The sequence below is a fragment of the Roseibaca sp. Y0-43 genome (assembly GCF_020667835.1).
Taxonomy (GTDB): domain Bacteria; phylum Pseudomonadota; class Alphaproteobacteria; order Rhodobacterales; family Rhodobacteraceae; genus Roseinatronobacter.
In genome coordinates this window covers 212689-236021 of record NZ_JAFMPR010000006.1, presented here as the reverse complement: position 1 = coordinate 236021, position 23333 = coordinate 212689, and the positions used below count along the sequence as shown (strand labels likewise).

Sequence of the window (23333 nt, the reverse complement as noted above, 5' to 3'; positions counted from 1 at the left end):
CACTCCTCAAGGTTTGCACTTATGTAAGCCGTCCCGGCGGGTTGCGCAATATTATTTCAATATTCGGCAAGAATAATTCCCGAGGGTCGCGCGCGGAATGTCCTCTTGTGTGGTCGGCCCGAATGCCTAGATTGCGATGCAGGAAACGTTGAAAGGACATGCCATGACCAGCCCGCGCCACACCCGCTTGTTGATTATCGGTTCCGGACCGGCTGGCTACACGGCGGCGGTCTATGCCGCGCGCGCCATGCTTGAGCCGGTTCTGGTGCAAGGCATTCAGCCCGGCGGCCAGTTGACCATCACCACCGAGGTCGAGAACTGGCCGGGCGACACGATGGTCACGGGGCCAGAGCTGATGGTCCGCATGGAAGCCCATGCCCGCGAGATGGGGACCGAGATCATCAGCGAGCATATCGCCTCGCTCGACTTGTCGCAGCGGCCGTTCCGCGCGGTGGGTGACAGCGGCGCGGTGTTCACTGCCGATGCCGTGGTCCTGGCGACGGGTGCACAGGCGCGCTGGCTGGGTCTGCCGTCCGAGCAGAAGTTTCAGGGCATGGGCGTCTCGGCCTGTGCGACCTGCGACGGGTTCTTCTACCGGGGTAAGGAAGTCGTCGTCATCGGCGGCGGCAACACGGCGGTGGAAGAAGCGCTGTTCCTGACCAATTTCGCGACCAAGGTCACGCTGGTGCACCGCCGCGACAGCCTGCGGGCCGAGAAGATCTTGCAGCACCGCCTGCTGAACCACCCAAAAGTGCAGGTGATCTGGGATCACACGCTGGAAGAGGTGATCGGCGATACCGATGGCGGCGGTGTGCAAGGCGTTCGGCTGGCGCATGTGACAACAGGTGCTGCGCAAGAGTTGAGCTGCGACGGCGTGTTCATCGCCATCGGTCACAGCCCGGCAAGCGATCTGGTCAAGGACCAGCTCAAGATGCAGCCCGGTGGCTATGTCTGGGTCGAACCCGGCAGCACGCGCACGTCTATCCCCGGCGTTTTCGCGGCGGGCGATCTGACCGATCACACCTATCGTCAGGCCGTCACCAGCGCCGGGATGGGCTGCATGGCCGCGCTCGATGCCGAGAAATTCCTGGCCGAGCAGGGTCTGGATGTCGAAGCGGCCTAAGCGCGGCTGACCAGGCCGCCGGGGTGGCGCTGCACGGCGCCATCCAGTTCCAAGGCCACCAGCGCAGGCGAGATGATCGCCGCCGACAGACCCATGTCGCGGATGACCATATCCTCGTGAATGGGGGTTGGACCCAAAAGGCGCAGGATCGCGGCTGTCACCTTGTCAGCATCGGGCGCAGCGGGCTGGGCCAGAGGTGCCGCGTCGGGGCGCGGCACGGGGGGCGCGCTGCGCAAACGGTCCAACACTTCCAGCACGTCCTCGACACTGCGGATCAGGGTTGCGCCCTCGCGGATCAGCCGGTTGCAGCCGCCCGCGCGCCCATCGACGGGATGGCCGGGCACCGCCATCACCTCGCGCCCTTGGTCGAGCGCGTCTTTCACTGTAATCAGGGTGCCCGATTTCTCCGCCGCCTCGACCACGATGACGGCCATGGACAGGCCCGAAATGATGCGATTGCGCGGCGGGAAGTGGCGTGCTTGCGGATAGGTGCCCATGGGCTGTTCCGACAGGCGCAGGCCTTGGTCGGAAATCGCGGCGGCCAGAACGGCGTTTTCCGCGGGGTAAATGACATCGACCCCGCCGCCCATGACGGCGATCGTGCCGGTTTTCAGGCTGGCCTGATGCGCCGCCGTGTCGATGCCGCGCGCAAGGCCCGACACGACCGTGTAGCCCGCCAGCCCCAGCCCTTCGGCAAGCATTCGCGCCATGCGCGTGCCAAGGCTGGAGGCGTTGCGCGCGCCCACAAGCGCGACCATGGGTTGCGCCAGCGGTTTGCGCCCGCCCATGCACCACAGGACCGGGGGCGCGTCCGAAATGCTGGCAAGGCTGGCCGGGTAGGCATCTGTCCCGAAGCACAGCATCCGCGCACCCTTGGCGCGGGCAAGTTCGATTTCGGCCTGCGCCTGTTCTACGGTGAAGGGCGTGTAGCTATCGACACCCGCAGCCTTGGCCACCTGTGGCAGCGCGTCCAGCGCGGTGCCTGCGCTGCCATGTTCGGCCATCAGGCGGTGAAAGGTGGTCGGCCCAACGCGGGGAGAGCGAATGAGACGAAGCCAGGATAGCCTGTCCTCTTCCGTCGTGGGTGGGGTGAAGGGTGGGTGAGAAGAAAACATATCTTTCGCCATCCGTCCTACCTCGTCTCATTCACTCACGAATTTGACCGCAGATAGTTAAAGGCTGGTAAAGAAACGCGCCCAAGGCAAAGTTTTTTCACGCAATGGCCACAAAAAGACCTTAATCGGATTCGCGCGCCCGCTGCGCGGCCTTGCGCACCAGCACTTCGCGCAGATCCTGCATGGCCAGAAGCAGCTCTTCCGTGGCGGCGTCCAGTTCCGCCGGGCTGGCGCGGAACTGCGCCCAATGCGCGATATGACCGATCTGTTCGGCAGCCTTGGCGGCGTCGCCGTCCAGCCCGTTGCCGCGCACCAGCCACGCGTCGATCAGCGCGCGTTCGGTCTCGGTCAGCTCATGCCCAGATGTCACGTCAATGTCGCCGGTTTTGGCGTTTATGCCCGCCACGCGGTGCATCTCGGACCGGCGCAGCCGCGCATCATAGACGATTCGCAGCATCATCGCGCCGCCGGGGCGCGGGCGGAAGTAATACTCGCGCCCGCCGCCCATGGTTATTTCAGCCCCGCGCAGAAATCCTGAATGCGGGTGCAGGCCTCGCGCAGCGCATCGTCAGAGGTGGCGTAGCTGACGCGGAAGGCGGGCGAGGTGCCAAAGGCCGCACCGAACACGACGGCCACGCCCTTTTCTTCCAGAAGGGCGGTTGCGAAGGCTTCGTCATCCTCGATCTTGGCGCCGCCTGCCGAGGTTTTGCCGATGCAACCCGCGATGGACGGGTAGACATAGAACGCACCTTCGGGGACCGGGCAGGTCACGCCTTCGGCGGCGTTCAGCATCTCGACCACTAGATCGCGGCGGCGCTGGAAAGTCTTGTTGTTCTCGGCAATGTAGTCCTGCGGGCCGGTCAGCGCCTCTACCGCCGCCCATTGGCTGATCGAGCAGGGGTTCGACGTGCTTTGCGACTGGATCTTGCCCATCGCCTTGATGATCTCTTGCGGGCCCGCCGCGTAGCCGATGCGCCAGCCGGTCATGGCATAGGCCTTGGACACACCGTTCACGGTCAGCGTGCGGTCATAGAGCGCGGGTTCGACCTGTGCGGGGGTGCAGAATTTGAAATCGTCGTAAACAAGGTGTTCATACATGTCATCCGACATGATCCAGACATGCGGATGGCGCAACAGCACATCGGTCAGTGCCTTCAGCTCGTCCCAAGTGTAACCCGCGCCCGTGGGGTTGGACGGCGAGTTGAAAATCAGCCACTTGGTTTTCGGTGTGATCGCGGCTTCCAGCGCGTCTGGCGTCAGCTTGTAGGCGGTGTCGGCGGTGGCTTCGGCGATCACCGGCTCGCCGCCCGCCAGCAGCACCATGTCGGGGTAGCTGACCCAATAGGGCGCGGGGATGACCACTTCGTCGCCGGGGTTAAGCGTGGCCACCAGCGCGTTATACAAGACCTGCTTGCCGCCGGTGCCGACGGTGACTTGCGCGGGCGTATAGTCCAGATCGTTGTCGCGCTTGAACTTGGCGCAGATGGCTTTCTTCAGCTCTGGCAGGCCGTCAACGGCGGTGTATTTCGTTTTTCCCGCATCAATTGCCGCTTTTGCCGCGTCCTTGATGTTCTGGGGCGTGTCAAAGTCGGGTTCCCCGGCGCCCAGCCCGATCACGTCTTTTCCCGCGGCCTTCAATTCGGCGGCTTTCATGGTCACCGCGATGGTGGGCGAGGGTTTGACGCGTGAAAGGGAGTCGGACAGGAAGGCCATGATGGGTTCTCCGGTTTGTGTCTCGGGCGTCCTTGTCATAGGTTGCGCCCCAAGGGCGTTCAAGCACAATCAAATCCGGAAGGAAGTGATATGACGGAAAACTCTGACACGACCGACTGGTATTCGGGCGACCATGCCACCTTTGGCGACCGCCTGACCGCCGCGCGTGAAGCCCAAGGACTAAGCCAGTCGGAACTGGCCAAGCGGCTGGGGGTGCGCCTGCCCAGCCTTCAGGGGTGGGAGAATGACACGTCAGCGCCGCGCGCCAACAAGTTGCAAATGCTTGCGGGCTTGCTAAATGTTTCCTTGGTGTGGCTGCTGACGGGCGAGGGCGATGGTGTGGCCGATCCTGTCAGCCAGGAAACCCTTGCCGAAGATGCCGAAGCGGTGCTGAAAAACCTGCGCGGGTTGCGGACCGAACTCAACCGGATCTCGACAGAGTTGGGACGGATGGAGAAGCGCCTGCGCGTGATTGTGAAGGAAACGATCTGACATGCAGATCACCCCGGAAGAAGCGCGGCTGAAGCGGCTGCGGATGCGGTCGTGGCGGCGCGGCATGAAGGAAATGGACCTGATCCTCGGGCCGTTCGCGGATGCGGGGCTTGCCGCGCTGAGCCCGGCAGAGCTGGACGCCTACGAGCGGCTGATGGAAGTGAACGATCAGGATCTGTACCTGTGGGTGACGGGCGCGGCAGAGGCACCTGCCGACCACCTTCCCATGCTGCAAACCATCCGCGCATCCATCGCCGCGCTCAATCGCTGACGGCTTAACCCTTTTTTCGCATGTTTTCGCCATTCTCTGCCTGTGAAAGGCAAAGACGGAGCTTGGTGTGAGCATTCAACAAGACATTGGCGCGCCCCTGCGCGACCAGACCATGGCGCGCTACCTTGACAGTGTCGCGCTGCTGGAACGGATGCATCGGCTGCTGCTGGATGTCATCAAGGACGAATTCGAACGGTTGGGCATCGTGAATATCAACCCGGTGCAGGCGCTGTTGCTGTTCAACATCGCCGATCACGAGGTGACGGCGAGCGAATTGAAATCGCGCGGCTATTACCAAGGGTCGAACGTGTCCTATAACCTGAAAAAGCTGGTCGAACTGGGGTATATGCACCACCAGCGCTGTGGCATCGACCGCCGCTCTGTGCGTGTGCGGCTGACGCCCAAGGGACAGGCCATCCGCGGGCGCGTGGCCGATCTGTTCGCACGCCACGCGGCAGACCTGGATGAAGCGGGTGTGATCGGCTTCGCGACGCTTGACGAAACGGTCCGCGCGCTGAAACGGCTGGAACGTTTCTGGGGCGACCAGATCCGGTATATTTACTAGTCTTTGGGGATTTCCCGCTGGGGGAATGGTGGGCGACCCTGGAATCGAACCAGGCGTGGGTCTCCCCGGCGGAGTTACAGTCCGCTGCCGCACCTTGCAGCCCGTCGCCCTAATGCGGCGTGACTTACGCGAGCCATCTGGACGCGTCAAGGGCGGAAATGCCCGCAAATCGAAAACGCGCCACGCCCACGGTTCGCCCTTGCGCAGCCATGGTTCCTTGCGCAAAGCTGGCCCCCGGAACCAGCCGAGGGAATGCGCGTGAAAAAGCCTGCTTGGGTCATCGAGAAAGAAAAGGCCCGGCGCGAGGGGCGTCAGGAAACCGTGTGGCTCTTCGGGTTGCACGCGGTGCGCGATGCGCTTTTGAACCCCAAACGCAAGAAACTGACGCTGTATCTGACCCGCAATGCCGAAGCGAAGCTGGCTGACGCGGTCGCCGTCGCGGGCATAGAGGCGCAGATCGCCGACCCGCGCAAATTCCCCGCCCCGCTGGACCCCGGCGCGGTGCATCAGGGCGCCGCGCTTGAAGTGCAGGCGCTGGATTGGGGCCGGGTGGCGGATGTGTGCCGCCCCGATGGGCGCGACATCGTGGTGCTGCTGGACCATGTCAGTGACCCGCATAACGTGGGGGCGATCCTGCGCTCTGCCGAAGTGTTCGGCGCGCGCGCGGTCATTGCCACGCAGCGCCATGCCGCCCCCGAAACCGGGGCGCTGGCCAAAACCGCCAGCGGTGCCCTGGAACGCCAGCCCTATCTGCGCGTTCGCAACCTGGCCGAAGAAATGGTGGCGCTTCAACAGATGGGCTATGTCCTGATCGGGCTGGATGGCGATGGCGAGCAAGACATTGGCCCGGCGCTGGACAGCCTGCCGCCCGGCCCGGTCGGGCTGGTGCTGGGGGCCGAAGGGCCGGGGCTGCGCGACAAGACACGCGCCACGTGCGATATGATCGCGCGCATTCCGGCGGCGGGTGCGTTCGGTTCACTCAACGTGTCGAACGCGGCGGCGGTCGCACTTTACGCCGCGCGCCATTCAGGGGGGAAAGAGACATGAAATACTGGGCGGTTCTCGGGGTTGCGCTGCTCCTGTCGGGCTGTGCAACGCTTAGCGAGGAAGAGTGCCTGTCGGGCGATTGGCGCGGAATCGGTCTGCGCGACGGCACGGCGGGCCAAGTGGCGGACGCGCAATTCGCCCGTCATGTGAAAGCCTGCGAAAAGGCAGGGATCACTCCGCAACGCGCGGCGTGGCAGCAAGGCTATACCGAGGGTTTGCGCAGCTATTGCACGCCAGCCAAGGGGTTGGAAGAGGGGCGCGCGGGGCGCAGCTACAGCAATGTCTGCCCCGTCGGGTCCGAGGCGGGCTTCTTGCGTGGCTACCGGGTCGGAGAGGCCGATTACGACGCCCGCCAAGAGGTGCGCCGCGTCGAGAGCGAGATGTCGCGGCTGGAGGCGCGCAATGCGCAGATCAGGGCGGCGCTCGCGGTCAAGGGCGATCCGTCTTTGCGGCAGGAATTGCGCAGCAACGAATCCGAACTGTTGCGCCTGCAACTGGAACTGGGTTTCGCCCGCGCCGAGGCTGCCCGCACCCGCCGCGCCGTGGCAGAGTTCAGGGCAGGCTGACCGGCGCACGGTTGCCTTCGGCCACGCGGCGCAGCACCAGCGGGTAAAGCTGATGCTCCATCGGCAAGACGCGCGCGGCCAAGGTGTCGGGCGTGTCGCCTGGCAGGATGGGCACGCGGGCCTGGCCCAGGATCGGGCCGTCATCCAGCGCTGCGGTCACTTCATGCACGGTGCAGCCGGCTTGGGCATCGCCCGCCTCTATCGCGCGGGCATGGGTGTGCAGCCCTTTGTATTTCGGCAAAAGCGAGGGGTGTATGTTCAGCATCCGCCCCTCGAAGCGGCGCACGAAGTCGGCGGTCAATACGCGCATGAAGCCCGCCAGCGCGATCAGGTCGGGCTTGGCGGCCAGAAGCGGTTCTAGCAGTGCAGCCTCGAACGCCGCGCGGTCGCCTTTAAAGGGGCGGTGGTCCACGGCGGCGGTCGCAATGCCCATGGCTTGCGCCTTGGCCAGCCCGCTCGCGGCAGGGTCATTCGACAGCACAAGGCACGGGCGCGCCGGGTGATCGCCGGTCATGGACTGCGCCAGCGCCACCATGTTCGACCCCGATCCAGAGATCAGGATGGCGACCCTCATGCCAGTTGCCCGCTATAGCGGATGCCCGCGCCTTGCGTCACGCAGCCCAGTGTGCAGACGCGTTCGCCTGCATCAGCCAGTAGGGCTTTCAGTGCGTCGGCCTGTTCCGGCGCGACCACTAGCACCATGCCGATACCCGCGTTGAAGGTTTTCAGCATTTCGGCCTGCGCGATGCCGCCTTCTTGCGCCAGCCAGCCAAAGACGGGGGGCAGCGACCACGCGCCAAGGTCGATGTCCGCGCCCAAACCTTCGGGCAGGACGCGCGGCAGGTTTTCGGTCAATCCGCCACCGGTGATATGTGCCAGCGCATGCACGCCGCCCGCACGGATCGCCGCAAGTGCGGGTTTCACATACAGACGCGTCGGGGCCAGAAGGGCCGCGCCCAGGCTGCCCTCGGCGAAGGGGGCGGGTGCATCCCATGTCAGGCCCGCACGCTCGACCACTTTGCGCACAAGGCTGTAGCCGTTCGAATGCACCCCGTCGGATTCAAGGCCCAGAAGCACATCGCCCTCGGCCACGTTCGCGGGCAGGTCTTGCCCGCGTTCCATCGCGCCCACGGCGAAACCGGCCAGATCGAAATCCTCGGCGGCATACATGCCCGGCATTTCGGCGGTTTCGCCCCCGATCAGCGCGCAGCCAGAGCGCCGGCACCCTTCGGCAATGCCGTTGATGATGCGGGTGGCGGCAGGCACATCCAGCTTGCCGGTGGCGAAATAGTCCAGAAACAGCAGCGGTTCGGCACCTTGGCAGACAAGGTCGTTCACGCACATGGCGACAAGGTCTATGCCGATCGTGTCCAGATGCCCGGTGTCGATGGCAATGCGCAGCTTGGTGCCCACACCGTCGGTCGCGGCCACAAGGATGGGGTCGCTATAGCCCGCAGCCTTCAGGTCGAACAGCGCCCCAAAGCCGCCAAGCCCGGCCATGACGCCGGGGCGCGTGGTGGCTTTGGCGGCGGGTTTGATGGCGTCAACCAGCGCGTTGCCTGCGTCGATATCCACGCCTGCGGCTGCGTAGCTCAGCCCGTTCTTGTCGTCTGCCATGATGCGCGCACTCCTGCCAAGCCATGCCTTGCCGCGCGATACCCTGAATCTGCGGGCAGGGCAACAGAGCGGGGTTGAAGCGCGGGGTCGGAAGCTTATGTCACATCTAGATAATAGAATATGATGGAGTGATCCGATGTCCGCCGAGCTGAAATCCCCCTTTGTGCGCGCGTTTTTCGACCGCCCGACCGGCAGCCTGCAATATGTGTTCCACGACCCCGCGACGAAGCGCGCCGCCATTGTCGACCCGGTCTGGAACTATTTCCCCGAAGCTGGCGCGGTCAGCACCGAAAGTGCCGACGAGATCCTGGCCTATATCGAAGAGCAAGGCCTGACGGTCGATTGGGTGCTGGACACCCACCCCCATGCCGACCATTTCAGTGCTGGCCCCTACCTGAAGGAAAAACTGGGCGCGCCGCATGGCATTGGCGAAAAGGTCACGGGCGTGCAAAAGCTGTGGGCCGAGATGTATCATCTGCCCGACCTGCCCACCGATGGCCGCCAATGGGACCGCCTGTTTGCCGAGGGCGAGGAATTCATGGTCGGCACGATCCCGGTCAAGGTCATGTTCTCGCCCGGTCATACGCTGGCGTCGATTTCCTATGTCGCGGGCGACGCGGCCTTCGTGCATGACACGCTGATGATGCCCGCCTCCGGCACCAGCCGCGCCGATTTTCCGGGCGGCAGCACCGAAGACCTGTGGAACTCGATCCGGGCCATTCTGGACCTTCCGCCGCAGACGCGGCTGTATATCGGGCATGATTACCCGGCAGCCGATGCAGAGCCGGAATACATGGCCACGGTCGCAGAGCATCGCGCACACAACCGCCATGTGAAAGACGGCATCAGCAAGGCCGATTTCATCGCCACCCGAGAGGCGCGCGATGCCACGCTGAAGCTGCCCGCGCGGATGCTGGAAGCGCTGCAAGTCAATATTCGCGGCGGGCGTTTGCCCGAACCAGAGGCGGATGGGCGCAGCTACCTGAAAAAGCCCATCGGGCGGTTCGACCCGCGCTGAGCGCGCGCGCTTGACGCGCGGGTGCATTCTGCGTAGCAGACGCTTGGCGGGCCTGTAGCTCAATTGGTTAGAGCAGAGCGCTCATAACGCTTTGGTTGGGGGTTCGAGTCCCTCCGGGCCTACCACGCCATCTGATTGTCTTGCGATCGCATCGGGGCGTTTTGGCTGCGATTTGGGCAAGTGATCCTCGCGCGCTGAGGCGGCCCCGTGAGGGGCCGCTTTCGTCGGTCGGAATTATTTTCACAACGCCCGCACCCGCCACTTGAAACACCGTTGCGCGATGCTGATTTCAGCGGCGTCCAGACGAATGGGTCGTCTGGCATTATTGAAAGAAAGTCTCGAAATGCGTCGTGCAGCACTTGCAGCCACATTTGTGGCCCTGTTCGCGGCCCCGGCTTTTGCCCTGACCGTGTCCGATGTCGACACCGATGGCGACAGCCTGATTTCCTTTGCCGAAATGGCAGTCCTGTATCCCGAGATGACCGAGGCAGAGTTTGCCGCGGTCGACGCCAATGCGGATAGCATGGTGGACGAGGCTGAGCTTTCGGCCGCGCTTGAGGCTGAACTGATCGCGGCACCTGCCCAGTAATCACCCAAACGCGTTTCCGGGACTGTCGTGATGGTCTCGAAAGGAAAGACGACAGAGACCTTCGTTTCACGGTGGGGTGCTTTCATCGTGGTCGTCGGTCTGATTGCCGTCGCCGTTGGGTATGGCATGGTTTCGCTCAGCGGCCTTTGACTGTGCCGTGAAGCCGGGCTTTTGCCAGATGTAACATGACAGCTTGGCCCCCGAGTCGTTCTCGGGGGCCGATGTTTTTGGCCTGAGCTGCTTATGTTGGCCTATGCGAAGCCAAGCCTTGAAAGCTGCCGCACTTGGCCTGCGCCGACCAACGGGCGCATATCGGGCTTGTTGTGCCGTATATCTTGGCCAACGACCCGCCCGCTGTATCTGGCTTTAGCCGCGCCGATATGGTCTTCTCAGCCAAGGTAGACGCGCAAGCAGAGCGGCAGGCATGGCACTATTCAACAACGCGGGCGGCTTGACCCTGCTCGATCTTCTTGCGGTGGCGCTGTTTTTCGCCGTCTGGCTGTGGTTGGGGTGGCGGATCGGGCATCCATCGGCGGCGCGACCCTCGGTGTCGGTGCTGATGCAGGATTACAGGCTGCAATGGATGCGGGTCATGGCCGCGCGGCAGCCCCGAATCTTCGATGCGCAGATCATGATGAGCTTGCGTCAAAGCACGTCGTTCTTTGCCTCGACCTGCTTGCTGGCGATGGGAGGGCTTCTGGCGCTGATCGGCAACGTGGACCCGCTGCAAGGTCTGGCCACGCGGCTGACCAACATGGAAAGTGCAAGCGCCGCGCTTCAGATCAAGCTGTTCCTGCCCTTGTTCATGCTGGGCAATGCGTTCCTGAAATTCGTCTGGGCCAACCGGGTCTTTGGCTATTGTTCCGTTGTCATGGGGGCGGTGCCGAATGACCCGGACGATCCGCAAACCTTGCCGCTGGCGATGAAGGCCGGACATCTGAACGCGCGTGCGGCGTTGAATTTCAATGCCGGGCTGCGGTCGATGTATTTCGCGCTTTGCGGATTGGCCTGGGTCGCAGGGGCATGGGTTTTGCTGGTTGGTGTGGCGGTCACGGCCTGGGTGGTCTGGAGCCGTGAATTTGCCTCTGCCTCGCGCGAGATCATTCACGGGCCATGATCCGGGAACGGCCCAAAATGGCGCTCTCAGGCTGGGCATTCGACATTTCGCGGATCTACCGACCAAGCCGCGCCAATGCCCCAAGTCGGTTTCCTGCGCGTGCAGAAAGCGCATCGCGATCATTTTGAACTGCAAAGCGCACATTCACCGGGCGAATGTTGCGAATTGCGGCGTTTCATTCGATTAACGACTTGACCCTCGGACGCTGCTCGGCGCAGATTATTTGTGCAAATGGCGCAATTCTGTGCCGAATGCTAAGTGCCCCAAGGGCAGACCGCCGCAAAGGCGGCGTCAACAGAGAGGATAACATGAAAAAATCCGTATTTTACGGCACCCTTGCCGCTACCGCTGTTCTGGCCGGTGCAGCAAGCGCGCAAACCACGCTGGAAACCGTTCAGCAGCGTGGCGAACTGATCTGCGGTGTGTCGATGGGCCTTGCTGGCTTCTCGGCTCCCGACGCAAACGGCGTTTGGCAGGGTCTTGACGTGGCCGTGTGCCGCGCCGTTGCCGCCGCGGTCCTCAGCGACCCGATGGCCGTCAGCTTCGTTCCGTTGACCAGCCAGACCCGCTTCTCGGCACTGGCGTCGAGCGAGATCGACATGCTGTCGCGCAACACCACTTGGACCTATTCGCGCGACACCGACCTGCAGCTGACCTTCGTCGGCGTGACCTATTACGACGGTCAGGGCTTCATGGTTCCGCGTGAGCTGGGCGTCAGCTCTGCGACCGAGCTGGACGGCGCGACCGTCTGCATCGAAACCGGCACCACCACCGAATTGAACCTGGCTGACTTCTTCCGCATCAACGGCATGTCCTACGAGCCGGTTCCGGTTGAAAGCAACGCCGAAGCACAGCAGCAATACCTGGCTGGCGCTTGTGACGTCTACACCACCGACGCGTCGGCACTGGCCGCCGTTCGCGCCGCCTTCCCCGAGCCGGGTGCGCATGTGATCCTGCCGGAAATCGTCTCGAAAGAGCCGCTGGGCCCGGTTGTGCGTCATGGCGACGACCAGTGGGGCGACATCGTCCGCTGGACCCTGAACGCGCTGATCGCAGCTGAAGAGCTGGGCATCACCTCGGCCAATATCGAAGAGCTGAAGGCAGGCACCGACAACCCCGAGATCAACCGTATCCTCGGTGCAGAGGGTGATCTGGGCGCGATGATCGGTCTGGACAGCGAGTGGGCCGTTCGTGCGATTTCCGCCGGTGGCAACTATGGCGAGCTGTTCGCGGCCAATGTTGGCGAGCAGACCCCGATCGGTCTGGCCCGTGGCCTGAACGCACAGTGGACCCAAGGCGGCCTGCTCTACGCACCGCCCTTCCGTTAATCCACATCTTTGACCGCGCCCCGCTTCGGGCGCGGTCATTTCTTTTCCAAATCCCTGCCTGACCGCCATTTGGTGAAGCGCTGCGTTTCGCAGCGACAGGAGAGTTCCATGTCAAGCACCGGCGACGCCCGTATGCAATCTGCCGCCCCGAAAGCGGCATTCAAACTGAGCATGTTGCTCTACGATCAGCGATACCGCTCGATCACGATCCAGATCGTCTTTCTGTTCGCGCTGATGCTGGGCATCGCGTGGTTGGTGGACAACACCATCAACAACCTGCGGGCGCTGGGCCGGGATTTCAGTTTCGCGTTCCTGGGCAATCCGGCGGGGTATGACATCAACCAGCGGCTGATCGAGTATGACAGCCAGATGACTCATGGGCGCGCGGCGCTGGTGGGGCTGCTGAACACCATCCTTCTGGCCATCATGGCCTGCGCTCTGGCGACCGTTCTGGGCATTGTGGCGGGTGTGTTGCGCCTGTCCAACAACTGGATCGTGGCGCGGCTGATGACCATCTATGTCGAGATCTTCCGCAACATTCCGACGCTGGTCTGGATCATCATCTTCGGCGCGATCATGTCCGAATCGATGCCCGCGCCATCGGCATTCCGGGGCGATGACCCATCTGCCAGCATGTTGCTGGGCGATGCTGTCGCGATGACGAATCGCGGCGTCTACATCCCGGCCATTCTGTTCGACAACAACCTTGGCAACCTGAACCTTGGGGTCGTGTCCCCGTCCATCAACTGGATTCTGGTGCTTCTGGCGATCTTGGGCGGCATCTTTGCCCATAAGCGCATCGTCGCGCACGCAACCGCTGTGCAAAACGCGACCGGCGAGCGTCCCAAGACATGGTGGAAAACCATTGCCGTCATCGCCGGTCCGGTCGTGCTGCTGTTCATCTTCTTCGGCGCGCATCTGGAATATCCCGAATTGCGGGGCTTCAATTTCCAGGGCGGCATTCATATGCGCAACTCGTTGATCGCGATGTGGCTGGGCCTTGGTATCTATACCGGGGCGTTCGTTGCCGAAATCGTGCGCTCGGGCATTCTGGCCATTTCGCGCGGCCAGTCAGAAGCCGCCGCCGCGCTGGGCCTGCAACCGGGCAAGACCATGCGCCTTGTGATCCTGCCGCAGGCGCTGCGGGTCATCATCCCGCCGCTGATCTCGCAATACCTGAACATCACCAAGAATACCTCGCTGGGTCTGGCCGTGGGCTATATGGACCTGCGCTCGACCCTTGGGGGCATCACCATCAACCAAACGGGCCGAGAGCTGGAGGGGATGCTGCTGATGATGGCGATCTACCTGATCGTGAGCTTGACCATCTCCAGCTTGATGAATGTCTACAACAATCGCGTAAAGCTGAAGGAGCGGTAAGATGAGCGATACCCAACCCATCAGCTATGTGCGCGACACCATGCTGGGCCAGCAAGAACCGCCGGCCACCCAGCGCGGCGTCGTGAAATGGCTGCGCGAGAACCTGTTCTCTAATTGGCTGAACAGTATCCTGACGCTGGCGGCGCTGGTCGCGATCTACCTGATCCTGACCTCTGTCGGGCCGTGGCTGCTGAATTCCATCTGGGATGCCGAATCGCTGCGCGAATGCCGCGATATTCTGGATGGCACGCCGGGGGCTTGTTTCGCGGTCATCACCGACCGCTGGCACCAGCTATTGTTCGGCTTCTACCCGCCGGAACACTACTGGCGCCCGGTTCTGGCGCTTGTCTTGTTGCTGATCGCGCTGGCCCCGATCCTCTTTGCCGAATTGCCGCGCAAGATGCTGTATTTCTCGGCCGTGTTTCCGTTCATCGGCTATCATTTGCTGTGGGGCGGGTCGGTCTGGTTCCCGATTTCGGTCTTCCTGGGCTTTGTCGCGGGCTATATCGCCTTTCGGGCACTGGCCAAGGTCTCGGCGCTGGTCAGCGTGATCGGGGCGGTTGCCGCAACGCTTGTCTGGTGGTTCTTCATCGCCGGTCCGTTTGACGCGGCCATGTATTCCGTAGCCCCCATCGGGCTGGAATTCGTGCGCTCGGAATCCTTCGGGGGGTTCCTTATCTCGCTGGTTATCGGCGTGACCGGGATTTCGCTGTCGCTGCCCTTGGGCATTCTGCTGGCACTGGGGCGGCAGTCGGACATGTTGTTCGTGAAAACCGTTTGCGTGGTGTTCATCGAATTCATCCGGGGCGTGCCGCTGATTACGCTTCTGTTCACGGCATCGCTGCTGTTGAACTACTTCCTGCCGCCGGGCACCAATTTCGACCTGATCCTGCGCGTCATCATCATGGTGACGCTGTTTGCCGCCGCCTATATGGCAGAGGTTATTCGCGGTGGTCTGGCGGCGCTTCCCAAGGGCCAATACGAGGCGGCGGATGCGCTTGGGTTGGATTACTGGAAGGCGCAGCGCCTTATCATTATGCCGCAGGCGCTGAAAATCTCGATCCCCGGTATCGTGAACACCTTCATCTCGCTCTTCAAGGATACCACGCTGGTGGTGTTCATCGGGCTTCTGGACCCGCTTGGGCTGTCCAATGCCATCCGCGCCGACACGGCCTGGACCGGCATCTACTGGGAGCTGTTCATCTTCATCGGAGCCTTGTTCTTCATCTTCTGCTTCAGCATGTCGCGCTATTCCATGTATCTGGAACGCAAGCTGAAGACCGACCACAGGTAAGGAGTCTGTCACATGTCAGAGAATGCTGCCGCAGAACGCAATATCGACACCAGCAAGATGCAGGTCAGCGACGAGCTGGCGATCCAGATCAACGGTATGAACAAGTGGTACGGGTCGTTCCATGTGCTGCGCGACATCAATATGAGTGTCTATGCCGGTGAGCGCATCGTGATCTGCGGGCCGTCGGGGTCGGGCAAATCGACGCTGATCCGCTGCATCAACCGGCTGGAGGAGCATCAGGCGGGGCAGATCATCGTCGATGGCACAGAGCTGACGGGCGACCTGAAGAATATCGACAAGGTGCGCTCCGAGGTCGGCATGGTGTTCCAGCATTTCAACTTGTTCCCGCATCTGACGATTCTGGAAAACTGCACGCTGGCCCCCATCTGGGTGCGCAAGATCCCGAAGCGCGAGGCCGAGGAAACGGCGATGCACTTTCTGGAGAAGGTCAAGATCCCCGAACAGGCTAACAAGTATCCCGGCCAGTTGTCGGGCGGTCAGCAGCAGCGTGTGGCAATCGCGCGTTCGCTCTGCATGAAGCCGCGGATCATGCTGTTCGACGAACCCACCTCTGCGCTGGACCCGGAAATGATCAAGGAAGTGCTCGACACCATGATCAGCCTTGCCGAGGAAGGCATGACCATGCTTTGCGTCACTCACGAGATGGGCTTTGCGCAGGCGGTGGCGAACCGGGTGATCTTCATGGACCAAGGTCAGATCGTGGAACAGAACGAACCCAAAGAGTTCTTCAACAACCCGCAATCCGACCGCACCAAGCTGTTCCTGAGCCAGATTTTGGGGCACTGACAAAAGTCAGCTTTGCAACGGAAACGGGGGCCGCGCGGCCCCCGTTTTCATTTCGTCAGGATCAGTTTCCCCGCGCGCGTGATGCGCAGTTGGTAGGTTTTGCCGTCCAGCACGATCTGCGCCAGATTGCCGCCGCGTGTCAGGGTGTAGACATCATGCACGGGGGCCGACGGTTCGGTTTCGGGAACGAAGCGGGTGTAGGCGTTCATGGTCACTCTCATGGGTCAGAAACGGGGCTGGCTGGCCTCGCGGCTGGCTTCGGGATAAACCTGACAAAATAAATCGGATTTGTCAAACCGCTTTCGCCATCGGCACCACGCCACCCGTCGCCGCGGTTATTTTTGTCGCAGTTTCGACCACCAGTGCGCCGATCCGGTCCAGATTATCAGTGTCCAGACGAAACGCCGGGCCAGAGACGGACACGCCAGCAACCGGTTCGCCATACGGGTTAAAAATGGGGGCCGCGATGCAGCGCATTCCGGGCGCGCGTTCTTCGTCGTCAAAGGCAAAGCCGCGCGCGCGGGTTTTGGCGCAATCGGCGCGCAGATCGCTCAGCGTGGTCAGAGACGCGGGCGTAAACGCGCGCAGGCCGCGGCGTTCCACAACTTGGGCCACGCGCGCATCGTCAAACCACGCCAGCAGCGCCTTGCCAATGCCAGACACATGCATCGGACCTATGGTGCCGGGCGGAAAGAAGGCGCGAATCGCTTGATGGGTTTCGACCTGTGTCAGGAATAGAACCTCGTCCTTTTGTTCCACGCCCAGATTGGCCGTCTCGCCGCTTTCGCGCATCAGCGCTTGCATGGGTGCGCGCGCGCGCTCCACAAGCGAGGTGCGCCGCAGAAACGACGTGCCTGCCCGAAACGTGCCGACGCCCACATGCCAGACCTGCCCGGCCGGGTCCAGGTCGACCATGTCACGTTGCTGAAGCGTCACCAGCACGCGGTAGACGGTCGCCGTGGACTGCCCGCAAGCGGCGGCGAGGTTCGACAGCGTCATCCCTTCTGACCGCGACAGGGTTTCCAGAATCGCCATCGCGCGATCCAGCGACTGGATGGTGTTCTGAGCAGTCTTGTCATTGAACGCACGGGGCCGCCCGCGCCGCGATACCTGTGTCATGTCCCACCTTTTTTGGCCCACGCCGCAGCGCAGAAAGCAGAGTGAAAAACGCTTACTACCTGATATATAACACGAATTCTGAGTTTTTCATATATGGTAATTATTTTTCAAAAAAATTGAAAAATGCCTGTAAAGGTGGGATGACAGCCCCAACTTAATGGAGGGGGATCAAATGTCCTTGCAGAACCCGGTTTTTATTCCCGGCCCGACCAATATGCCCGAAAGCCTGCGCAAGGCTTGCGACATGCCGACCATCGACCACCGTTCGCCCGCTTTCGCGGCGGTGTTCAAGCCTGCCGTTGCGGGCGTGAAAGAAGTGCTGGGCATGGGCGCGGGCGAAGTGATTATCCTGCCCTCGACCGGCACCGGCGGCTGGGAAGCCGCGATCAGCAACACGCTGTCGCCCGGTGACAAGGTTCTGGCCGCGCGTCACGGCATGTTCAGCCACCGCTGGATCGACCTGTGCCAGCGTCACGGGCTGGATGTGCAGATCATCGAGGCACCTTGGGGCGAAGGCTGCCCGGTCGATGCGATGGGCGCGGCACTGGCTGCCGACAAGGACCACGCCATCAAGGCCGTTCTGGCCACGCATAACGAGACCGCAACCGGCGTGCGCTCTGACATCGCAGGGCTGCGTGCGGCGATGGACAAGGCAAGCCACCCGGCGCTTTTGCTGGTCGATGGTGTCAGTTCCATCGCGTCCATGCCGTTCGAGATGGACGCTTGGGGCGTGGATATCGCTGTCTCGGGGTCGCAAAAAGGGTTCATGCTGCCCGCTGGTCTGGCCATTCTGGGCGTCTCGCCCAAGGCGCTGGCCGCGCGCGAAAGCGCGAAGTTGCCGCGCACCTTCTTCGATTTTGGCGACATGCTGAAGGGCTATGCCGCAGGCGGCTATCCCTATACGCCGCCGGTTGGCCTGATTAACGGTCTGGCCGCCAGTATCGAGATGCTGAAGGCCGAAGGTCTGGACAATGTTTATGCCCGCCACCACCGTCTGGCCGAAGCCACCCGCCGCGCCGTCGATGGCTGGGGTCTGAAACTGTGCGCCGCGCGCCCCGATCTTTATTCCGATACCGTCAGCGCGGTCATGGCCCCGGAAGGCTTCAACGGCACCGACCTTGTGACACTGGCCGCTAGCAAATACGGCGTGGCCTTTGGCGTTGGCCTTGGCGAGGTTGCGGGCAAGCTGTTCCGCATCGGCCATCTGGGCAGCCTGACCGATGTCATGTTGCTGTCGGGTCTGGCCACGGCAGAGATGTGCATGGCCGATCTGGGCTGGCCCGTGAAGCTTGGCAGTGGCGTTGCCGCCGCGCAGGATTATCTTCGTGGGACAGCGGCAGCACCGATTGCCAAAGCTGCCTAATGACATATCGCCAGTGTGGACGGGGCAGGCAAACCCGGACACACTGGCCACATCGCATCAGCAGGGGGTGACATGAAAGACCAAGCCGAAAGACCGCTTCCGACCTTTGACGACGTGATCGCAGCGCATGAGCGGATCAAGCCGTATATCCATCGCACGCCGATCCTGACCTCGGAATTCATGAACAAGCTTACCGGGGCAGAGCTTTTCTTCAAATGCGAGAACTTCCAGAAAGCCGGTGCCTTCAAGGTGCGCGGCGCGTCGAACGCCGTGTTCGGGCTGAGCGACGAGGAAGCCAAGCGTGGCGTGGCCACCCATTCCAGCGGCAACCATGCGCTGTCGCTCAGCTATGCTGCCGGCCGCCGGGGCATTCCGTGCAACGTGGTCATGCCGCGCACCGCGCCGCAGGCCAAGAAGGACGCCGTTATCGGTTATGGCGGCACCATCACCGAATGCGAGCCGTCGACGACCAGCCGCGAGGCGGTCTTTGCCGAGGTGCAGGAACGCACCGGCGCGGATTTCGTGCATCCCTATAACGACCCGCGCGTGATCGCGGGCCAAGCCACCTGCTCGCGCGAGTTGATGGAACAGGTCGAGGGGCTTGATGCCGTGATCGCACCCATCGGGGGTGGCGGCATGGTGTCGGGCTGCTGCCTGACGCTGTCGAATATCGCGCCGCATGTCGAGATTTACGCGGCAGAGCCAGAGCAGGCGGATGATGCCTATCGCAGCTTCAAGGCGGGGCATATCATTGCCGATGACGCGCCCAATACCATCGCCGATGGCTTGAAAGTGCCGCTGAAAGAGAACACTTGGCATTTCGTGTCGCATCATGTGACCGATATCCTGACCGCAACCGAGCAGGAGATCATCGACGCGATGCGCCTGACCTGGGCGCGTATGAAAATCGTGATGGAGCCGTCTTGCGCCGTGCCGCTGGCGACCATCCTCAAGAACCCCGAGGTATTCCGCGGCAAGCGTGTCGGCGTTATCATCACCGGGGGCAATGTAGACCTGGACAAGCTGCCGTGGATGGCAGGCTGACCGTATAACAGGGGGTTTAGAGAAATGAACTTGCAGACGAAATTCGAAGGTCTTGAAGTCGGCTATGACATCCCGGCGCTTCCGGGCATGGACGAGGCAGACATCCAGACGCCCTGCCTTGTGCTGGATCTGGACGCGCTGGAGCGCAACATCAAGAAAATGGGCGACTACGCGCGCGAGCACGGGATGCGCCACCGCGTCCACGGCAAGATGCACAAATCGGTCGATGTGGCAAAACTGCAGGAAAGCCTTGGCGGCTCTTGCGGCGTGTGCTGCCAGAAAGTGTCGGAAGCAGAGGTGTTTGCCCGTGGTGGCATCAAGGACGTGCTGGTGTCGAACCAGGTGCGCGACCCGGCCAAGATCGACCGTTTGGCGCGCATCCCCAAACTGGGCGCACGCGCCATCTGCTGTGTCGATGACGTGGCAAACGTGGCCGATCTGTCGGCGGCGGCGGTCAAGCATGGCACCCAGATCGAGTGCCTTGTGGAAATCGACTGCGGCGCGGGCCGCTGCGGTGTGACCACCACGCCCGAAGTGGTGGAAATCGCGAAAGCCATTGACGCCGCACCGGGCCTGAAATTCGCCGGCATCCAGGCCTATCAGGGCGCGATGCAGCACATGGACAGCTATGACGAGCGCAAGGCCAAGGTCGACATCGCCATCGGCATGGTCCGCGACGCGGTCGAGGGGCTGAAAGCTGAAGGGCTCGAGTGCGACATCGTCGGCGGTGGCGGCACCGGGTCGTATTACTTCGAATCGAATTCGGGCGTGTATAACGAACTTCAGTGCGGTTCCTACGCCTTCATGGATGCCGATTATGGTCGGATTCTGGACAAAGACGGCAAGCGCATCGACCAGGGCGAGTGGGAGAATGCGCTGTTCATCCTGACCAGCGTCATGAGCCACGCCAAAGCCGACAAGGCGATCGTCGATGCCGGTCTGAAAGCACAGTCGGTCGATAGCGGCCTGCCCTTCATCTACGGGCGCGACGATGTGAAATACATCAAATGCTCGGACGAACACGGCGTCGTCTCTGACCCCGATGGTGCGCTGAAAGTGGGCGACAAGCTGAAGTTGGTTCCCGGCCATTGCGACCCGACCTGCAACGTGCACGACTGGTATGTCGGCGTGCGGAACGGCAAGGTTGAAACCGTTTGGCCCGTTAGCGCGCGTGGCAAAGCTTACTAAGCCAGCCCAGTGATCCGCGAGGCTCCGGATCAAGTCCGGAGCCTTGTGCCCCCCCCTCTCCCCGTGCCCCGGACCTGATCCGGGGCCTCTTCCCCTGCGACCCGAACTTACAGGAGGCTGTCCCATGTGGATCGTGCCCGAATCCGCCATTGGCGGGCTTGTCGATGACCAAAGCGCATTCGACGCCGTTGAAGCCACTTTCGCCGCCATGGCGCGCGATGATGCCTATAACTTCCCCGTTGTGCGCGAGGCACTGGGCGAGGGGCGGCAATACGGGTTCAAATCGGGTCTGGACCGCGCGGGCGGTCAGCTTGGCGTGAAAGCGGGCGGCTATTTCCCTGGCAATGCCGCCAAGGGCATCATCAACCATCAGTCCACCGTGTTCCTGTTCGATCCCGACACCGGCATCTTGCAGGCGGCGGTGGGCGGCAACCTGTTGACCGCGCTGCGCACGGCGGCGGCATCTGCCATTTCCATCGCGCATCTGTCGCGGCCCGATTCGAAAGTTCTGGGCATGATCGGCGCGGGCCACCAGTCGGTGTTCCAGATGCGTGCGGCGCTGCGCCAGCGCAAGTTCGAGAAGGTCGTGGCGTGGAACTACCACCCCGACATGATGGACCGCCTGGCGAGCGCCGTGGCTGAGGAAGGGCTGCCCTTCGAGGAAGTCAGCCTGGACGATCTGGGCGCGCAGGCGGATGTGATTATCACCATCACCTCCAGCCCCGCCGCCAGCCTGATGGATGCGCATGTCCGCCCCGGCACGCATATCGCCTGCATGGGCACCGACACCATCGGCAAGCAAGAGGTGGAGCCGGCGCTTTTGGTGCGCGCCACGGTCTTCACTGACGAGGTCGCGCAATCCATCACCATTGGCGAGGCGCAACACGCCATCGCCCAAGGGCTGATCGCCGCCGAGGACATCACGCCCATCGGCGCGGTCATCAACGGCACGCATAAGGGGCGCACGAGCGCTGACGAGATCACGCTGTTCGACGGCACCGGCGTTGGCTTGCAGGATATCGCGGTCGCCAGCAAGGCCGTGGACCTGGCGCGCGCCAATGGCACCGCGATCGAGGTCGCGCTCTGACCCTGTGTTTCTGGCCCTTGCGCCCCGGCGCGCGCAGGGGCTAACTGCGCGCAAGTGCCGACAGGGCAGGGGGCAGCAACATGATACGGGTGGCGATCAACGGGTTCGGCCGGATTGGGCGGACCGTGCTGCGGGCGTGGCTGCAAGGCGGCTGGCCCGATGTGCAGATCGTGGCGATCAACGACATCGCCGATGCCGAAACCTGCGCCTATCTGTTCGAATATGACAGTGTTTTCGGGCGCTTGGCGCAGCCCGTTTCCGCAGGCGACGGGCAGTTTCGCGTGGGCGACACCACCCTGCGGCTGACACAAAAGGCCGACCTGTCCGAACTGGACCTGTCCGATATTGACCTTGTCATGGAATGCACGGGTCGCGCCGACCGCACCGAGGTCGCGCGCCGGGGCATTCGGGCTGGTGCGCGCCGCGTGCTGATTTCCGGCCCGTCAGAGGCGGCCGAAGAAACCATCGTTCTGGGCGCGAATGACGCCATGTTGCGCCCCGAGTTGGAACTGATCTCGAACGCATCCTGCACGACCAACGCGCTGGCGCCCTTGGCCAAGTTCCTGCACGACCGCTGGGGCATTGCCACGGGGTTCATGACCACGGTGCATTGCTACACCGGCAGCCAGCCCACGGTCGACGCCCCGCGCGGCGATCTGGCGCGCTCGCGTGCGGCGGCGCTGTCGATGGTGCCCACGACGACCAGCGCGCAAAAACTGGTGGAACGCGTGTTGCCGGAAATGGAAGGGCGCTTGCTGGGGGCGGCGGTGCGGGTGCCGACGGCCTCTGTGTCGGCAGTGGATTTGTGCGTCATGCTCGACCGGCGCCCCACCGTGGCAGAGGTGAACGCGGCGCTGAAGGCGGCGGGTGGTGTCATCGGCTGGACCGACCGGCCGCTTGTGTCGACCGATTTGCGCGCGCGCCCCGAGAGCATTGTCATGGCCTTGCCAGAGACCCAGCAAACCGATGGCGGGATGCTGCGGGTCTTTGGCTGGTATGACAATGAATGGGGCTTTTCGTGCCGGATGCTGGACATGGCGGCGCGACTATCGGCTTGGGCGTAAGCGAATTTCCTTGCCCGAATCCGTGCAGCCCTGTATTGGGAAGCCTGCGACGTTACCTCTATCGACCCCTGTTCTCCTTTATCGGCCACAGTGATCTCGATCTTGCACTGACTGAGCCGAACTGCCGCAATGTCGTGGGCAGTGATACATTTAGGAGACTTCACATGGCCACTGGCACCGTGAAATGGTTCAACGCAACCAAAGGTTTTGGCTTCATTCAACCCGATGGCGGTTCGAAAGATGTGTTCGTGCACATTTCGGCTGTCGAGCGCGCTGGTCTGCGCGGTCTGGATGACGGTCAGAAAGTGACCTTCGACCTGGAAAAAGGCCGCGACGGCCGCGAATCCGCGTCGAACCTGGCACTCGCCTAATCCAGCTGCCAAATTATTTGGCATGTTATTCGGAAGCCGCCCATTTTTTGGGCGG

Annotated in this window: 26 protein-coding genes and 2 tRNA genes; 20 read left to right on the top strand and 8 right to left on the bottom strand. The window is 62.6% G+C overall.

The features are described 5' to 3' along the window. Positions 1 to 163: 163 nt before the first annotated feature. Positions 164 to 1123: a thioredoxin-disulfide reductase gene (trxB, locus tag J1C52_RS10035; protein ID WP_227427795.1), complete on the top strand. Its 960-nt coding sequence runs from the start codon at positions 164 to 166 to the stop codon at positions 1121 to 1123. On the opposite strand, the gene dprA is transcribed toward trxB, so the two are convergent. The 3 genes from dprA to J1C52_RS10020 all read right to left on the bottom strand — a co-directional run bounded on the left by dprA (position 1120) and on the right by J1C52_RS10020 (position 3951). Further along, positions 1120 to 2250 (bottom strand): DNA-processing protein DprA, encoded by a 1131-nt coding sequence (gene dprA / locus J1C52_RS10030; RefSeq protein ID WP_227427794.1) that lies wholly within the window; start codon positions 2248 to 2250, stop codon positions 1120 to 1122. The two genes, trxB and dprA, sit on opposite strands and share 4 nt — an antisense overlap. A 109-nt stretch (positions 2251 to 2359) precedes the next feature. Continuing rightward, positions 2360 to 2746 (bottom strand): hypothetical protein, encoded by a 387-nt coding sequence (locus tag J1C52_RS10025; protein WP_227427793.1) that lies wholly within the window; start codon positions 2744 to 2746, stop codon positions 2360 to 2362. 2 nt (positions 2747 to 2748) lie between these two features. Beyond that, positions 2749 to 3951, bottom strand: a complete 1203-nt coding sequence (locus tag J1C52_RS10020) for a pyridoxal phosphate-dependent aminotransferase (protein WP_227427792.1) — start codon at positions 3949 to 3951, stop codon at positions 2749 to 2751. Between the two features lie 90 nt (positions 3952 to 4041). Between J1C52_RS10020 and J1C52_RS10015 the strand changes: the two genes are divergently transcribed. The 3 genes from J1C52_RS10015 (at position 4042) to J1C52_RS10005 (ending at position 5279) form a co-directional block, all read left to right on the top strand. After that, positions 4042 to 4443 (top strand): helix-turn-helix domain-containing protein, encoded by a 402-nt coding sequence (locus J1C52_RS10015; protein WP_227427791.1) that lies wholly within the window; start codon positions 4042 to 4044, stop codon positions 4441 to 4443. Position 4444: 1 nt separating this feature from the next. Continuing rightward, entirely contained in the window at positions 4445 to 4714 is a 270-nt protein-coding gene (locus tag J1C52_RS10010; RefSeq protein WP_227427790.1) for a succinate dehydrogenase assembly factor 2, read from the top strand. 67 nt (positions 4715 to 4781) lie between these two features. After that, positions 4782 to 5279: a MarR family winged helix-turn-helix transcriptional regulator gene (locus J1C52_RS10005; RefSeq protein ID WP_370633255.1), complete on the top strand. Its 498-nt coding sequence runs from the start codon at positions 4782 to 4784 to the stop codon at positions 5277 to 5279. Positions 5280 to 5305: 26 nt separating this feature from the next. On the opposite strand, the gene J1C52_RS10000 is transcribed toward J1C52_RS10005, so the two are convergent. Beyond that, positions 5306 to 5389, bottom strand: a tRNA-Tyr gene (locus J1C52_RS10000). Positions 5390 to 5537: 148 nt separating this feature from the next. Here J1C52_RS10000 and rlmB point away from each other — a divergent pair. Beyond that, complete coding sequence (gene rlmB / locus J1C52_RS09995; RefSeq protein WP_227427789.1) at positions 5538 to 6326, top strand: 23S rRNA (guanosine(2251)-2'-O)-methyltransferase RlmB; 789 nt, start codon at positions 5538 to 5540, stop codon at positions 6324 to 6326. Continuing rightward, entirely contained in the window at positions 6323 to 6892 is a 570-nt protein-coding gene (locus J1C52_RS09990) for a DUF2799 domain-containing protein (RefSeq protein ID WP_227427788.1), read from the top strand. The genes rlmB and J1C52_RS09990 overlap by 4 nt, the downstream gene beginning before the upstream one ends. Here J1C52_RS09990 and purN read toward each other — a convergent pair. After that, positions 6879 to 7466, bottom strand: a complete 588-nt coding sequence (gene purN / locus J1C52_RS09985) for a phosphoribosylglycinamide formyltransferase (protein WP_227427787.1) — start codon at positions 7464 to 7466, stop codon at positions 6879 to 6881. The genes J1C52_RS09990 and purN overlap by 14 nt on opposite strands. Next, positions 7463 to 8509: a phosphoribosylformylglycinamidine cyclo-ligase gene (purM, locus tag J1C52_RS09980; RefSeq protein WP_227427786.1), complete on the bottom strand. Its 1047-nt coding sequence runs from the start codon at positions 8507 to 8509 to the stop codon at positions 7463 to 7465. The genes purN and purM overlap by 4 nt, the downstream gene beginning before the upstream one ends. Positions 8510 to 8645: 136 nt before the next feature. Here purM and J1C52_RS09975 point away from each other — a divergent pair, with 136 nt between their 5' ends. From J1C52_RS09975 to J1C52_RS09940, 8 genes are all read left to right on the top strand, one after another. Continuing rightward, positions 8646 to 9527: an MBL fold metallo-hydrolase gene (locus tag J1C52_RS09975; protein WP_227427785.1), complete on the top strand. Its 882-nt coding sequence runs from the start codon at positions 8646 to 8648 to the stop codon at positions 9525 to 9527. Positions 9528 to 9575: 48 nt separating this feature from the next. Continuing rightward, positions 9576 to 9652 (top strand) — tRNA-Ile (locus tag J1C52_RS09970). 155 nt (positions 9653 to 9807) lie between these two features. Continuing rightward, a complete protein-coding gene (locus J1C52_RS09965) occupies positions 9808 to 10116 on the top strand; it encodes a hypothetical protein (RefSeq protein ID WP_227427784.1) in 309 nt (102 codons plus the stop codon). A 424-nt stretch (positions 10117 to 10540) separates the two neighbouring features. Next, positions 10541 to 11233 carry a DUF599 domain-containing protein gene (locus tag J1C52_RS09960; RefSeq protein WP_227427783.1) on the top strand — a complete coding sequence of 231 codons (693 nt, stop codon included), beginning with the start codon at positions 10541 to 10543 and terminating at the stop codon, positions 11231 to 11233. 308 nt (positions 11234 to 11541) lie between these two features. After that, positions 11542 to 12561: an amino acid ABC transporter substrate-binding protein gene (locus tag J1C52_RS09955; RefSeq protein ID WP_227427782.1), complete on the top strand. Its 1020-nt coding sequence runs from the start codon at positions 11542 to 11544 to the stop codon at positions 12559 to 12561. A 108-nt stretch (positions 12562 to 12669) separates the two neighbouring features. Next, complete coding sequence (locus J1C52_RS09950; protein WP_227427781.1) at positions 12670 to 13941, top strand: amino acid ABC transporter permease; 1272 nt, start codon at positions 12670 to 12672, stop codon at positions 13939 to 13941. A 1-nt stretch (position 13942) separates the two neighbouring features. Next, positions 13943 to 15235, top strand: a complete 1293-nt coding sequence (locus J1C52_RS09945) for an amino acid ABC transporter permease (RefSeq protein WP_227427780.1) — start codon at positions 13943 to 13945, stop codon at positions 15233 to 15235. A 12-nt stretch (positions 15236 to 15247) separates the two neighbouring features. After that, positions 15248 to 16042, top strand: a complete 795-nt coding sequence (locus tag J1C52_RS09940) for an amino acid ABC transporter ATP-binding protein (RefSeq protein ID WP_304621950.1) — start codon at positions 15248 to 15250, stop codon at positions 16040 to 16042. Positions 16043 to 16089: 47 nt separating this feature from the next. Here J1C52_RS09940 and hemP read toward each other — a convergent pair whose 3' ends face one another. After that, positions 16090 to 16251: a hemin uptake protein HemP gene (hemP, locus tag J1C52_RS09935; protein WP_227427779.1), complete on the bottom strand. Its 162-nt coding sequence runs from the start codon at positions 16249 to 16251 to the stop codon at positions 16090 to 16092. An 82-nt stretch (positions 16252 to 16333) separates the two neighbouring features. Beyond that, on the bottom strand, positions 16334 to 17161 hold the full coding sequence (gene bhcR, locus J1C52_RS09930) for an HTH-type transcriptional regulator BhcR (protein ID WP_227427778.1): 828 nt from the start codon (positions 17159 to 17161) through the stop codon (positions 16334 to 16336). A gap of 172 nt (positions 17162 to 17333) precedes the next feature. On the opposite strand from bhcR, the gene bhcA reads away from it, so the two are divergent. The 6 genes from bhcA to J1C52_RS09900 all read left to right on the top strand — a co-directional run bounded on the left by bhcA (position 17334) and on the right by J1C52_RS09900 (position 23278). Then, positions 17334 to 18524 carry an L-aspartate--glyoxylate aminotransferase BhcA gene (gene bhcA, locus J1C52_RS09925; RefSeq protein ID WP_227427777.1) on the top strand — a complete coding sequence of 397 codons (1191 nt, stop codon included), beginning with the start codon at positions 17334 to 17336 and terminating at the stop codon, positions 18522 to 18524. A gap of 72 nt (positions 18525 to 18596) precedes the next feature. Beyond that, the gene (bhcB, locus tag J1C52_RS09920) at positions 18597 to 19568 is read left to right on the top strand and encodes a beta-hydroxyaspartate dehydratase BhcB (protein WP_227427776.1); all 972 of its coding nucleotides are present in this window, start codon (positions 18597 to 18599) and stop codon (positions 19566 to 19568) included. A gap of 24 nt (positions 19569 to 19592) precedes the next feature. Beyond that, positions 19593 to 20756 carry a 3-hydroxy-D-aspartate aldolase BhcC gene (gene bhcC / locus J1C52_RS09915; protein ID WP_227427775.1) on the top strand — a complete coding sequence of 388 codons (1164 nt, stop codon included), beginning with the start codon at positions 19593 to 19595 and terminating at the stop codon, positions 20754 to 20756. Between the two features lie 124 nt (positions 20757 to 20880). Continuing rightward, on the top strand, positions 20881 to 21843 hold the full coding sequence (bhcD, locus tag J1C52_RS09910; protein ID WP_227427774.1) for an iminosuccinate reductase BhcD: 963 nt from the start codon (positions 20881 to 20883) through the stop codon (positions 21841 to 21843). 80 nt (positions 21844 to 21923) lie between these two features. Continuing rightward, positions 21924 to 22907 (top strand): type I glyceraldehyde-3-phosphate dehydrogenase, encoded by a 984-nt coding sequence (locus J1C52_RS09905; RefSeq protein ID WP_227427773.1) that lies wholly within the window; start codon positions 21924 to 21926, stop codon positions 22905 to 22907. Positions 22908 to 23071: 164 nt separating this feature from the next. Further along, positions 23072 to 23278 (top strand): cold-shock protein, encoded by a 207-nt coding sequence (locus tag J1C52_RS09900; protein WP_072244567.1) that lies wholly within the window; start codon positions 23072 to 23074, stop codon positions 23276 to 23278. The last annotated feature ends 55 nt before the right edge of the window (positions 23279 to 23333 follow it).